Origin of the sequence: Myxococcus virescens (assembly GCF_900101905.1) — a bacterium.
GTDB classification, from domain to species: domain Bacteria; phylum Myxococcota; class Myxococcia; order Myxococcales; family Myxococcaceae; genus Myxococcus; species Myxococcus virescens.
On sequence record NZ_FNAJ01000012.1, the window covers coordinates 183374 to 195860 of the forward strand.

Here is a 12487-nt window from a genome sequence, read left to right on the forward strand (position 1 = left end):
GGCTAGCCGCGGATGATGGCCGTCCACGTGCCCTTCACTACCAGGGTGCCGTGCTGGTTGCGCGACTCGCTGGTGACGATGACGAAGCCCATGCGGGCGCGCTCGTAGAGGTCCGCGATGCGGCCAGTGGTCGTCATCACGTCGCCGGGGCGCATGACGTCCAGGAACTCCAGGTCCTGTTCGCCGTGCACCAGCATCTGCATGTTGATGTTCAGCGCGGGGTCCGCGATGGCGGCGCTGAAGGGGCGGATGGCGAAGACGACGGCGAAGCTGGGGAAGGCGATGAGCCCCCCGTGCGGCCCCGCCTTGGCGGCCTGCGCGTCGTAGAGGAGCGGGCTGACGTGCGCGGGAGGCTCGCCCGGCGTTCCGGCGCCCGGCTTCGCGCCGCCGACGGCGAGCGTGAACTCGCGCATCTTCTCCTCGCCCAGGGTGTAGTGGTACGGGCCGTACTCACGGCCGATGAATTGCTTGTCGAGGGCCATGGTCGTTACCCGATGAAGGCTTCGACGACGGCGCCCTTGAGGACGTCCTCGCCGCGCTGGTTGGTGGCGGAGACTTCCGCCGTGAGCCGACCGTCCTGGACGGCGGTGACCCGGCCCTGGAAGGTAATCGTGTCCTCGGGCCGCACCGGGCGCGAGAAGCGCGCCTTCACGCGGCGGACCCGGCCGGGGTCCTCCACGAAGCCGGCAATGGCTTCCACCACCCAGCCCAGGGTGCACAGCCCCTGGAGGATGTTGCCGTGGAGTCCGGCGGCGGAGCCCGCCTCCGGGTCGATGTGGATGGGGTTGTAATCCCCCGAGGCGCCCGCGTAGTAAATCGGCCGGTACCGGTCGCACTCGCGGACGTGCGTGAACGTGTCGCCTGGCTGGTAGGTGCGTGGCATGGGAACCGTGGATCTACCACGGCTGGCCGCCGCGCGTGCTCAGGGACGCTCCGCGTCGGGTGCCGCGCCCTGATCCAACGGGTCGTCCTCGTCCGAGCCCTCGCGGCGCTTGCGGTACTGGTCCCGCACGTAGGCCACGAGCTGATCCAGATAGGACGACAGGGGAGGGCACCGCACGCCGGTGCCGTCCAGCAGCTCCAGCGTGTTGTGGCAGTTGTAGATGGCCAGGTGGTTGACGTAGCTGATGGCGGCGCGCTGTGGGCGGGCCAGCTTCTCCAACAACGGCAGCCGCAGCATGACGTCCGCCGCCCGCGCGGAGAGGTTGAAGCGCGGCAGCTTCTTGTTCGACTTCTCCGCGATGAGCTCGTACACGCGGCGCGCGCTCATCGGGTTGGGGTCCACCAGGTGGAAGGTGTTGCCCTGGGCGCGCGGGTCCTTCGACAGGCGCCACACCGCCTCCACCACGTAGTCCACCGGCACCACGTTCAGCGGCGCCACGCCGTTGCCCGGCAGGGGCAGCGGCACCACCAGCGGCGAGGTGACCAGGAGGATGCCCAGGTAGTAGGGCCCCTCGAAGCGGTCGATCTCCCCCGTGCGGGAGTCGCCCACCACGCTGGAGGGACGGAAGACGGTGATGGGCACGGTGGCGCCCGCGCGCTGCACCAGCCGCTCCGCCTGGAACTTCGTCTCCTCGTAGGCGTTGCGGAAGCCCTGGCCCCGGTCCAGCTCGTCCTCGGCGATGACGCCCAGGCGGTCGCCGGACACGTAGCAGGTGGAGAAGTAGTTGAAGCGCGTGAGCTTCCCGCAGTCCCGAGCCAGCTCCAGCATGTTGCGGGTGCCGTCCACGTTCACCCGCCAGGCCGTCTCCTTGGCCACGCCCAGCTGGGCCACCGCCGCCAGGTGGAAGATGTCCGTCACCCGCTCGCACAGGCGCTGGTACTCCTCGCCCGACAGGCCCAGGTGCATGTCCACCACGTCACCGGTGAGCAGCTCCACCTTGGCGCCCTTCACGCGGGCGGCGTGCTGCTGCGCTTCCTTGAACGACTTGGGCTGCACCAGCGCGTAGATGTGCCCCTTCGGGTCCTCGCGGGCGATGTGTTCCACCAGCCGCTTGCCGATGAATCCCGGGTAGCCGGTGAGGAAGTACGTTCCGGCCGTGGCCTTCTTGCGCGTCTCGCTCATGCGGCGCGCAGCATACCCGGCGCTCAGCCGCGCGCGAGCATGGCGCGCCACATCGCTTCAACCTGGGCGCGGGTGGCGGCCAGGTCCCCACTGTTGTCAATGACCCAGGTGGCATGGGCGCGCTTGTCGTCCAGGGGGAGCTGGGCGGCCAGCCGGGCGTCGGCGGCGTCGGAGTCCAGCCGGTCGCGCGACATCAGCCGGGCCTTCTGGAGCTCCCGGGGCACCCACACCACCGCCACGGCCTCCATCCAGGCGTGCATGCCGCTTTCGATGAGCAGGGGCACGTCGTAGATGACGCGCGTCACGCCCCGCTCCTCCAGCGCCTGGAGCTTGTCCATGAAGGCCTGACGCACCAGCGGGTGGGTGATGTCGTTGAGCGCGGCGCGCTCTGCGGGGTCCCCGAAGATGCGTGCGCCCAGCTTCACCCGGTCCAGCCGGCCGTCCGAGCCCACCACGCCGGGGAAGCGCGCCGCCACCGCGGCCAGCCCGGGCGTGCCCGGTTCCACCACCTCGCGGGCAATCACGTCCGCGTCCAGCACCTCCGCGCCCAGCTCCCGCAGGATGCGCGTCACGGTGCTCTTGCCGGAGGCGATGCCTCCCGTCAGTCCGAAGACGTGCACGGGCGTGGCCTTACTTCGCGGCCTTCTGCGTGGTGAACGTCAGCGACTGAACCGTCTTGCCGTCCTCGTTGAAGAAGATGGCCAGGCCCAGGCGGGGGTAGAGGAAGTAGGTGCGGAAGTCGTCCGTCAGCTTGCGCAGGTAGCAGGGCGTGGCGGGCGCGGCGCCGGAGGGGCAGGAGGGGCCGTAGCTGTTCTCCACCGTCTCCTTGTCGATGATGGGCCCGGGGAACACGTCGATGCGCTCCACCAGTTGCGTGTCCGGATCCACCTTGAACTGGGCCTGGGTGGTGCCCTTGATGGCCTCCTTGGCCAGGTACGCGATGATCTCCTTGCCGTCCTGTTTGACGGTGCGCGAGGGCTCACCGAACTTCTTGATGATTTCGTCGCGCTTCGACACGCCCGGCTCGATGCCCTGCCAGGGCTTGGCGGCGGCGGGGACGGCGAAGGTGAGGACGGCGAGGACGGTCAGGATGCGCATACGGCTCCTCCCTGCTGGAACGGGCGGGCAAGGCTCTAGCAACCCCCTATGCCCGACGGAAGTTTCTGCCGGTCATTCAACCACGAGACGCCTTGCCCCGTCCGGGGGGCTCTGCTACTCCGGCTTCATGCGCGTTCCTGGCATCAGGATCCTCTCCCTTCTCGTGCTGGCCGCCGCTGGGGCGGCCGGGGGCGCCGACTTCGTAGGCCCGGACAGCTGCAAGGGTTGCCACCCCGAGGCCTACGACGCCTGGATGCAGTCGAAGCACGCCCGGGCGGAGAGTTCGCTCACCGACCAGCAGAAGAAGGACGGGCGCTGCCTGTCCTGCCACTCGCCGGAGCAGGTCACCCAGGCGACGGTGAATGTCACCTGTGAGACATGCCACGGCGGCGGGCAGTACTACTCGCCCGAGTACGTGATGAAGGACTCGGAGCTGGCGCGCCTGGTGGGCCTGGTGGACCCCTCTGAGAAGCAGTGCCGCTCCTGCCACGACGCTTCCTCGCCCTCCCTCCGGCCGTTCGACTTCAAGGAGTCGCTCAAGGCCATCGACCACTGGTCCGCCGAGCGCGCCCGCCGCGCCGCGGATCCGTCGGCCAAGAAATGACGTTGTGATCAAGGTCCTCGACGCACGCTTCGTCACCACCGCCGTGGAGCCCAAGGGCTACCCGACGGACCACACGGCGGAGGTGGCCTTCGTCGGCCGCTCCAACGTGGGCAAATCCTCCATGATCAACGCGCTCACCGGCCGCAGGAAGCTGGTGCGCGTGTCCAACACGCCGGGGCGCACCCGGACGTTGAACTTCTTCGACGTGGACCTGGAGCGCGGCGGGGTGCGCCACCAGATCCGCCTGGCCGACCTGCCGGGCTACGGCTTCGCCAAGGCCAGCAAGGCGGACAAGGCCCAGTGGGAGAAGATGATCACCACCTACCTGGAGAAGCGGCACCGCCTGGAGGCCGTGGTCAGCATCGTGGACGTGGAGGTGGGCCCCACGCCGGACGACCTCACCACGCTCGACTATCTCCAGGCGCACAACCGCCGGGTGCTGGTGGTGGCCACCAAGGTGGACCGGCTCACCAAGGCCAGGCGCAAGCCGCGGCTGGTGGAGCTCTCCAAGCTGATGGACCTGCCGCTGGAGGTCATCCTCCCTTTCTCCTCCACGGAGAAGCTGGGCGTGGAGGAGGTCTGGGGCGCGCTGCTCGACACCTTCGGCAAGTCCACCCGCGTCTGAGGGCCGCCGGCATCATCCGGTAGCCGCCGCTCCCGGTGGGGTTCTGCTCCCGGGCCGGGGGGCGCTGTGGTAGGGACCGCGCCGTGTCCGAAAACGGCAAGGGAAATGGAAGCGACACGCAGCTGGCTCCCCGGGAGCTGCGTCAGCGGTTGATGAGGCTGTCCCCGCGTCAGCGGGTGGACGCCCTCCTGGATGTCGCGGAGGCCCGCGCGCTGGTGCGCTCGATGCCCGCCGAGGACCTCTACGTCACCATCCAGGAGCTGGGGCTCGCGGATTCGACGGAGCTGGTGCAGCTCGCCTCGCCCGGCCAGTTCCGCGCCTTCGTGGACCTGGCCGGCTGGCGGCGGGACGCGCTGGACTCGCACGCCGTCCTCACCTGGCTGCGCGCCGCGCGGGGCGGGGTGGAGGACACGGGGGAGTTCCTGCGCAAGCTGCACGCGCTGGACCTGGAAGTGCTCGAAATCCTCCTGCGCGAGTTCATCGAGGTGCACGACCTGGAAGAGAACCCGGACGTCAATCCGCCGGGCGTGACGATGGAGACCCCGGAGGGGCGTTACCTCGTCGAAATCAAGGTGGAGGGCGTGGAGATGTCCGCCGTCCGCTCGCTCCTCAACGACCTCATCGCGGAGAACCCCTTCGAGGCCGTGCGCCTGCTGGAGGCCGTGCGCTGGGAGATTCCCAGCGAGCTGGAGGAGACGGCGTACCAGTTCCGCCGCGGCCGACTCCAGGACATGGGCTTCCCGTCGCTGGAGGAGGCGGTGTCCCTGTTCAGCCGTGTGGACGTGGCGCCCGCGCCCGTGTCCGCCGCGCGTCCAGGGCTGGCGCCCACCACGGGCCATGTGGACTACCTGGAGGCGGCCTTCCGCGGCCTGACGATGGTGGAGGCGGTGAACGCGGAGGACGAGCTGCGCGAGGTGGCCAGCGCCGCGTTGGTGGCGGACCTGGCGGACCCGGGGGATTTGGACGCCATCCGCCGCGCGAGCGAGACGGTGCGTGACTACCTGTCCCTGGCGCTCGAGCACCTGACGGGCTCGGACCCGGAGCGCGCCACGGACGTGCTGCGCGACACGCCGCTGCGGCGCATCTTCCAGACGGGCTTCTCGCTCACGCTCCAGCTCAAGTTCCGCGCGGACCGGCTGGCCAAGGCGCCGGGCGCCCTGGTCGAGGGCGTGCTGATGGTGCTTCCGGAGGAAGCGGCCGCCATCTCCGCGCTGCGCCAGAAGCGGCCCCGGCGAGCGCTGCGCGTGGAAGGCGCGGAGCCGGTGCCGTTCCGCTCCCGGCGCGAGCTGGCCGCCACCGAGGCGCTGCTGGCCCGCGCGGAGGCCCAGGTGCAGGTGTTCCGCGGCGTGCTGGGTGGCACCGACGACTCGGCGCACGAGGCCCTGGCCCGCTTCGGCGTGCCCCTGGAGACGCTGGGCCTGGAGCGCCTCCTGGCCGCGGTGGTGGCCATGGCGGTGCTGGAGGAGCGCGCGGACGCGCGTCCGGTGCCGCTGGGGCGGGTGGTGGAACTGGGCCAGCGCCTCTTCGAGGGCGCCCCGGGAGCGCCGCGCCTGCGCGCCTCCGCTGCCGAGCGCGCCCAGAAGGGCCTGGAGCCGGCGGTGGCGCCGGAGGCGCATGCGGAGCTGCGCCGTCTGGTGACGCTGACCCTGTCGCGGCTGTTGGAGGAGCTGGGCACGCCCTGGCTCCAGGACGGGCGGCTGGAGCCGCTGGCCTCGGCGGTTCTTCCGATGGAGAGCAGCCCCGTCCCGTAGGAATTTCAGTCCGGGGCGGCCCACACGTCCGGCGAGGCCGCCCCGTTCTAGAAGATTCAGGGCTTTGCCCGATGGGGCCCCTGGCATGTCCTCTGCTTTCGCCCAGGCACGCGTATTGGTGCGCGACGCAACTGCCGGGAGGTGGGGTGAATGGTGCTGGGAGAGCAGGGGCAGCGCCGTGACGTGTGGGCCTTCTATGCGCTGACCGCTTTCGCGGCGGTCATGTACGCGGCGCCGGGTGAGTGGATCCCGGCGCTCGCACCGCTGCGCCTCGCGTTGGTGACGTCGGGGCTGGCGGCGGGACTCATGGTGATACGCCGGCTGGGGCGGGCGGAGCCGCTGTACGTGGACGGCTCGCGCGGCCTGGCGCTGATCGCCTTCTCCACGCTGGCGGTGGCGTCCGTCGGCTGGTCCGTGAATCCGGAGGTGACGACCACCACGGGCGTCGAGCTGCTGAAGCTGACCGCCATCTACATCACCTTCGTCAACGTCATCACCACCGGCCGCCGGCTGGCGGTGGTGTGCGGGGCCATGGTGCTGGCGTCGGTGGTGACGTCCTTTGGCGCCATCAACTGGTACCTGGTGGGCGAGGACCTGGTGGAAGGCTTCCGCGCGCGCTGGGTGGGTGTCTACGCGGACCCGAACCACATGGCCATGAACCTAGCGCTGGTGGTGCCGCTGGCGGTGGCCTTCGTGGCTCGCAAGGGCAGCGGCTGGGTGTGGCGTCTGGCGTGTCTGACGGCGGCCATCCTGGCGGTGGCGGCCATCGTCGTCTCGCACTCGCGCGGCGGCTTCATCGGTCTCTCCGCGGCCATGGCGCTGTGGGCCATCCGCGAGAAGCGCCGCATCCAGGCCATTGTCGTGGGCTCGCTCTTCGTGATGGGGCTGCTCGTCTTCGCGCCGCAGAGCTTCTGGCAGCGCAACGAGACGGTGGCCGAGTTCCACGAGGACGCGTCCGCCATGGGCCGCGTCTACGCGTGGCAGGTGGCCAGCCGCATCAGCCTGGACAAGCCGCTGCTGGGCGTGGGGGCGGGCGGCTTCCGCTACGCGTGGCCCATGTACGCGCCCCCCGAGGCGCGCCGGGCGTACGTGGCCCACAACATCTTCCTGGACGTCATCGGCGAGCTGGGCTGGGTGGGCCTGTTGTTCTTCATGGTGTTCACGGGGGGGGCCGCAGGCGGCGCCTTCGAGGCGTCGCGGGACAAGGAAGTGGGGTGGCTGGCGCGAGCCTTGTCCGCGTCAGTCGTGGGCTACCTCGTGTGTGACTTGTTCTCCGGCTACATCCTGTCCGCGCACTGCTACGTGCTCTTCGGCCTGGCGGCGGCGGCGCACCGGGTGGCGCGCGCGTCCGAGGCGGCGGACATGCAACGGGTTCCGGCTCCGAGCGGGCCGGTGGTGGCGACGTGGGAGGGGTCCGGACATGCGGCGTGAGGAGGCGCGGATGGGGCAGGAGCCCCTCCGCCTGGTTCAGTTCACCCGGTCTTTCCACATTGGAGGGACCGAGGTGCAGGTGCTGGAGCTGTTGCGGGGACTGCCCGCCAGCTACCGGTTGCAGGTGTCCGTGCTGGATGATTCGGGGCCGCTGATTGGCGCGGTGTGGAAGCTGGGCCACGCGCCCGCGGCCTTCCCGCTCAAGGGCTCCGTGGTGCAGCCGAACACGGCGTATCAGGTGTACCGCATGGCGCGCTGGCTCAAGGCGAACCGCGTGGAGCTGGTGCACGTGCATGACTTCTATTCCACGATGGTGGCCGTGCCGGCGGCGAAGCTCGCGGGCACGAAGGTCATCGTGGGCCGGTTGGACCTGGCGCACTGGCAGGGACGGGCGCGGCGCGCGGTGCAGTCACGGCTGTGCCGCATGGCGGACCATGTGATTGGCAACGCGGAGGCCATCCGCCACCAGCTCATCACCGAGGAGGGCTTGCCGGCCTCGCGCGTGTCCGTCATCCACAACGGCCTGGACTTGCCGCGCTTCGAGTCCCGCAGGCGCGAAGGGCTGCGCGGGCCGCTCCCCGACACGGGGGCCGCGCCGGTGGTGGTTCACGTGGCCAACATGAATCACCCGGTGAAGCGTCAGGAGGACCTGCTGCTCGCGCTGGCCCAGCTGCGCCATTCCGGCACCACGCTGCACGCCTTCCTGGTGGGGGATGGTCCGCGCCGGCCGGACTTGGAGAAGCTGGCGGGTGAGCTGGGCGTGTCCGATACCGTGCACTTCTTACGGCACCGCACGGACGTGCCCGCCATCTACGCCCGGGCGACCTTCGGCGTCCTCTGCTCCACCGCGGAGGGCATGTCCAACGCGGTGATGGAGGGCATGGCCGCGGGGCTTCCCATGGTGGTGACGCGCGTGGGTGGCAACACCGACCTGGTTCGCGATGGCGAACGCGGCCTCGTGGTGGACCCGGAGCGTCCCGCTCAGCTGGCCCAGGCCTTCCGTCAGCTTCTCGCGAATCCCGAGAAGGCGAGAAGCATGGGGCATGCGGCGCGGGACTTCGTGGCGCGCGAGCTCTCCCTGGAGAAGATGGTCCGGCGCCATGACGCGCTGTATCAGCGGATTGCCCGGGGCGCGGACGCCTGAGGCATGTCAGAGCGGTGTGGATACTGCGTCTCCACCGGGCGCAATGAGGGCGGGGCCGGGGCGTAGGGAAGGGGGCATCCCACCTCTTCCGGAGCCCGCACATGGTCCTGCCCTTGCTGCTCATCCTCGCCGCCGCGCCGTCCACCCAGACGTGGACGTTCAACACGGACGGTACGCCTGAAGTTCACATCGGCAATGTTGATGGCGCGGTGCGCGTAGATGCGGTAGACGGGAATGACGTGGTAATCACGGTTGTTTGGGAAGGCGCGGAGAGTTCTCGGAACGAAGTGGGCGTGGAAGTCGTCCAAGAAAAGGGTGCCATTCGAGCGCGGGTTTGTTGCGGTCCGTGTGAACAAGAAACGTGGTCCTGCCGTCGGAGCGGGCCCTCGGTGAAGTTCACGGCGAAGGTGCCACGGCGGGCGCGTTTGGATTTGGCGACGGTGGGTGGTCCGGTGACGGTGGCGGGCGTGAAGGGGCGGCAGTCGCTGGCGACAGTCAATGGCCGTGTGGACGTGAGCGGCTCGGAGGAGCGGTTGGATGTCAGCACGGTGAACGGCACCGTGGCATTGGCACCGCGGAAGGTCGTGGCTACTTCTGTGTCCTCAGTGGGCGGGGATGTCCGGCTGAAGCTGCCGGCCCAGGCGGATGTGAGGTTGGAATTCAATACTGTCGGTGGTCGTTTCAACGACAGTCCCGCGAGGTTGGGCGGCCGCGAGCAGACGTATGGCTCGGGCACCCACGCGGTGGATGTCAGCACGGTCGGCGGCTCGCTCACCGTGCAGCAATAGCTTTCGAGGCCCGTCAAGCACTGGGCCCGGGGCGCTCGCCGGTGAAACTCCAAGGCGCCGGCGAGCGCTCATTTTTTGTCCACGGATTGATGCGGTGCGTCAGTTGGGTGCGCCCGGCTTCCGGTGCTCGGCGCCGATGACGTCGCGGACCTGCTTGTAGCCGTCGCGGGCGAGCAGGGTGGCCAGGGTGGGGAGGATGTTTCCCACCATGCCTGGGCCCTCGTAGATGAAGCCCGTGTACACCTGCACCACCGACGCCCCCGCGCGCAGCTTTTCGTAGACGTCCTGGGCGGTGAAGACGCCCCCCACGCCGATGATGGGCAGCGCGCCCCCACTGCGCAGCCAGGCGCGGCGGATGACGGCGTTGGCGGGCTCACGGACGGGCGCGCCGGACAGGCCGCCGGCTTCCTTCGCCAGGGGATGCTCGAAGGGCCGGGCCACGGTGGTGTTGGTGGCGATGAGGCCGGCGAGCTTCTGGGCCCGCGCGACATCCACCACCTCGTCCACGGCCTCGGGGGACAGGTCCGGGGCAATCTTGAGGAACAGCGGCTTGCCCGGGGCCACGGTGGCCAGGCGTTCCTGCACCGCGCCCAGGAGCTGCCCCAACTGCTCGGGCTCCTGGAGCTTGCGCAGGCCCGGCGTGTTGGGGGACGAGGCGTTGACCACCACGTAGTCGCCCAGGGGCGCCAGCGCGTCCACGCAGGCCACGTAGTCATCCACGGCCTGCTCCAGCGGCGTGTCCTTGTTCTTGCCGATGTTCACCCCCAGCGGGCCCGGACGCCACGTCTGCATCCTCAGCCGCGCGGCGGCCTGGGTCGCGCCGTGGTTGTTGAAGCCCATGCGGTTGATGATCGCGCGGTGCTCCGGCAGGCGGAACAGGCGAGGGCTGGGGTTGCCGGGCTGGGGCCTGGGCGTGAGGGTGCCAATCTCCACCCCGGAGAAGCCGCAGGCGAAGAGGCCGTCCACCGCCTCCGCGTCCTTGTCCAGGCCGGCGGCCAGGGCCACGGGGTGGGCGAAGCGCAGGCCGGCCACCTCGATGGCCAGGCTGGGCGGGGCGCCCTCCAGGGCCTTCTCGCGCAGGGACTCGCACAAGTCGCGTGAGCGGCCCAGGTAGTGGAGCCCCGCCATGCCGAGCCGGTGCGCGCGCTCCGCGGAGAGCTGGAAGAGGAGCGAGCGGGTGAGTCCGTACATGGCGTGGCTCACGCGGGGATGAACGAGGCCTCACGGGCCCAGGCGAGCGTCTGATCCACCTGCTCGGGCGTGAGGATGCCGTTCTGTTCGATGATGTCGATCTCCCGCCGCATGTCCGTCTCCAGCAGGTAGGGGCCGTCGGTGTTGATGGTGAACTTCACCTTGCGGTCCCAGAAGGTGCGGATGATGTGGCGCAGCTCCTCCACGCCCTCCACGGCCTTGGTGTGCAGGTTGGACGTGGGGCACAGCTCCAGGACGATGTCGCGCTCGCGCAGCACCTTCATCGCGTGCTCGTCGTAGGCGGCGCGGATGCCGTGGCCGATGCGGTGCGGCTGGAGCTTCTCCACCACGGCCATGACGCCCTCGGCGCCGGTGCCACGCGTCTCGCCGGTGTGCACCGTGCACTTGAGGCCGGCGCGGCGCGCCCGCGAGAAGAGCTCTTCGTACTGGGTGACGACCTCCGGCTTCAGCTCCATGGCGTTCGTCTCCGTGCCGGCCAGGTCGATGCCGTACACGCCGCGCGTGCGGTACTTGATGGCCTTGTCCACGATGATGCTGTTGAGCCGGTGGTCGAACTCGCGGGCCAGGCAGAAGATGAGGCCCATCTTCACGCCGTACTCCAGCACCGCGCGGTCCATGCCGCGCAGCGCGGCGTGGATGATGTGGTCCAGGTCCAGCTCGGAGTTCAGGTTGCGCTTCATCGGGTTGAAGCGCAGCTCCATCTGCGTCACGCGGCTGCCGCGGTACTCCTTGCCGATGACCTCGTAGACGGAGCGCTCAATCGCGCTGGGGGACGACTGGATCTTCTCCGTCCAGGTGTGGAGGATCTTCAGGTAGTCGTCCAGGCTTCCCACCTTGCCCGGACGGGAGGTGATGAGCTCCACGAAGTCGAAGTAGTTCTTCACCGGGAGCTTGAAGCCCTGCTGGTGGGCGATGGACCAGAGGATGTGGGGCGCCACAGCGCCACCCACGTGGATATGCAGGTCGATCAGATCGCGTGCCATGTCGGCATGTATGCACAGTGCCGGGCGCGCGTAAAGACTACCGCCGGAGCAGCACGTACACCGCGCCGGTGCCCCCGTCCTGAGGCCGTGCGCTGGCGAACGCCAGCACCATCCGGCCAATCCGCTTTTCGGACAGCCAGCCCTTGAGCCGCTCCTTCAGCACGGGAATCTGGTCCTTGGAGTTCAAACCGCGACCGTGGACGACGAGCACGCAGCGCTTCTTCGCGCGGCGGCTGTCACCCAGGAAGCGCTCCAGCGCGTCGCGCGCCTCGTTCTGTGTCTTCCCGTGCAGGTCCAGCTGTCCCTGGATGGCGAAGTCGCCCCGGCGCAGCGCGCGCAGCAGGTTCCGGTCGATGCCGGGGCTCGCGCCTTCGATGTACTCATCCGTGCCGGTGAAGTCGAAGTCGCCCTGGCCGGCGACCAGCTCGGAGAGCTGCGCGAGCGCCTCCGCGTTTTCATCGATGATGGCCGGCAGGCGCGGGTTGGGCGCGGGCGCTTCGCCCCGGTTGGTGAGCTGCTGCACGCCGTCCATGGCGGAGAAGAAGAGGGAGGCATCGTCCTCCTCGCGGACCTTGGGTGCCTTCGTGGCCCGGGGCGGGGGCGCCGCGGCCTTGCGCTTCGCGACCTCCGCCGCGGCCTTCTCCTGCGCCTCCTTCTTCTCCTGGTCCTTCAACACCTGGATGGCGGACTTGAAGGGGTTGTTGCTGAAAGCCGCTTCCTTCTTCTTGGGGCCGTTGCGCTGCTGACTCATGGCGGAAAGTGCGTCCTCGTCGTGGGCGACTGTGA

General features: G+C 69.5%; 14 protein-coding genes. 6 read left to right on the top strand and 8 right to left on the bottom strand.

Annotation, left to right across the window (positions count from 1 at the left end; all coding sequences use genetic code 11):
- Window positions 1-2: 2 nt before the first annotated feature.
- The 5 genes from BLU09_RS28230 to BLU09_RS28250 are packed head-to-tail and all read right to left on the bottom strand — an operon-like array spanning window position 3 to window position 3163.
- Window positions 3-482, bottom strand: coding sequence for an FAS1-like dehydratase domain-containing protein (locus BLU09_RS28230; RefSeq protein WP_011553074.1), 480 nt, complete (start codon window positions 480-482; stop codon window positions 3-5).
- 5 nt (window positions 483-487) lie between these two features.
- A complete protein-coding gene (locus BLU09_RS28235; protein WP_090492918.1) occupies window positions 488-883 on the bottom strand; it encodes a MaoC family dehydratase in 396 nt (131 codons plus the stop codon).
- 39 nt (window positions 884-922) lie between these two features.
- A complete protein-coding gene (locus BLU09_RS28240; RefSeq protein ID WP_186817957.1) occupies window positions 923-2065 on the bottom strand; it encodes an SDR family oxidoreductase in 1143 nt (380 codons plus the stop codon).
- Window positions 2066-2088: 23 nt separating this feature from the next.
- Window positions 2089-2685, bottom strand: coding sequence for a dephospho-CoA kinase (gene coaE, locus BLU09_RS28245; protein ID WP_090492921.1), 597 nt, complete (start codon window positions 2683-2685; stop codon window positions 2089-2091).
- Window positions 2686-2695: 10 nt separating this feature from the next.
- Window positions 2696-3163, bottom strand: coding sequence for a hypothetical protein (locus BLU09_RS28250; RefSeq protein WP_090492922.1), 468 nt, complete (start codon window positions 3161-3163; stop codon window positions 2696-2698).
- A gap of 163 nt (window positions 3164-3326) precedes the next feature.
- Here BLU09_RS28250 and BLU09_RS28255 point away from each other — a divergent pair, with 163 nt between their 5' ends.
- The 6 genes from BLU09_RS28255 (at window position 3327) to BLU09_RS28280 (ending at window position 9506) form a co-directional block, all read left to right on the top strand.
- Window positions 3327-3767, top strand: coding sequence for a cytochrome c family protein (locus BLU09_RS28255; RefSeq protein ID WP_225888846.1), 441 nt, complete (start codon window positions 3327-3329; stop codon window positions 3765-3767).
- A 4-nt stretch (window positions 3768-3771) separates the two neighbouring features.
- Window positions 3772-4392 (top strand): ribosome biogenesis GTP-binding protein YihA/YsxC, encoded by a 621-nt coding sequence (gene yihA / locus BLU09_RS28260; RefSeq protein ID WP_090492924.1) that lies wholly within the window; start codon window positions 3772-3774, stop codon window positions 4390-4392.
- 35 nt (window positions 4393-4427) lie between these two features.
- Window positions 4428-6143: a DUF6178 family protein gene (locus BLU09_RS28265; RefSeq protein ID WP_090492926.1), complete on the top strand. Its 1716-nt coding sequence runs from the start codon at window positions 4428-4430 to the stop codon at window positions 6141-6143.
- Window positions 6144-6293: 150 nt separating this feature from the next.
- Window positions 6294-7574 carry a spore coat polysaccharide polymerase ExoJ gene (gene exoJ, locus BLU09_RS28270; protein ID WP_090492927.1) on the top strand — a complete coding sequence of 427 codons (1281 nt, stop codon included), beginning with the start codon at window positions 6294-6296 and terminating at the stop codon, window positions 7572-7574.
- Window positions 7564-8718: a spore coat polysaccharide biosynthesis glycosyltransferase ExoK gene (gene exoK / locus BLU09_RS28275; protein ID WP_090492929.1), complete on the top strand. Its 1155-nt coding sequence runs from the start codon at window positions 7564-7566 to the stop codon at window positions 8716-8718. Before exoJ ends, exoK begins: the two co-directional genes overlap by 11 nt.
- Before the next feature lie 389 nt (window positions 8719-9107).
- On the top strand, window positions 9108-9506 hold the full coding sequence (locus BLU09_RS28280) for a DUF4097 family beta strand repeat-containing protein (RefSeq protein WP_090492930.1): 399 nt from the start codon (window positions 9108-9110) through the stop codon (window positions 9504-9506).
- A 99-nt stretch (window positions 9507-9605) separates the two neighbouring features.
- Here the strand turns inward: BLU09_RS28280 and BLU09_RS28285 are convergent, their stop codons facing one another.
- The 3 genes from BLU09_RS28285 to BLU09_RS28295 are packed head-to-tail and all read right to left on the bottom strand — an operon-like array spanning window position 9606 to window position 12452.
- Complete coding sequence (locus BLU09_RS28285; protein ID WP_090492932.1) at window positions 9606-10697, bottom strand: quinone-dependent dihydroorotate dehydrogenase; 1092 nt, start codon at window positions 10695-10697, stop codon at window positions 9606-9608.
- Window positions 10698-10705: 8 nt separating this feature from the next.
- The gene (locus BLU09_RS28290) at window positions 10706-11701 is read right to left on the bottom strand and encodes an amidohydrolase family protein (RefSeq protein WP_090492933.1); all 996 of its coding nucleotides are present in this window, start codon (window positions 11699-11701) and stop codon (window positions 10706-10708) included.
- Between the two features lie 37 nt (window positions 11702-11738).
- Window positions 11739-12452: a Smr/MutS family protein gene (locus tag BLU09_RS28295; protein ID WP_090492935.1), complete on the bottom strand. Its 714-nt coding sequence runs from the start codon at window positions 12450-12452 to the stop codon at window positions 11739-11741.
- Between the last annotated feature and the right edge of the window lie 35 nt (window positions 12453-12487).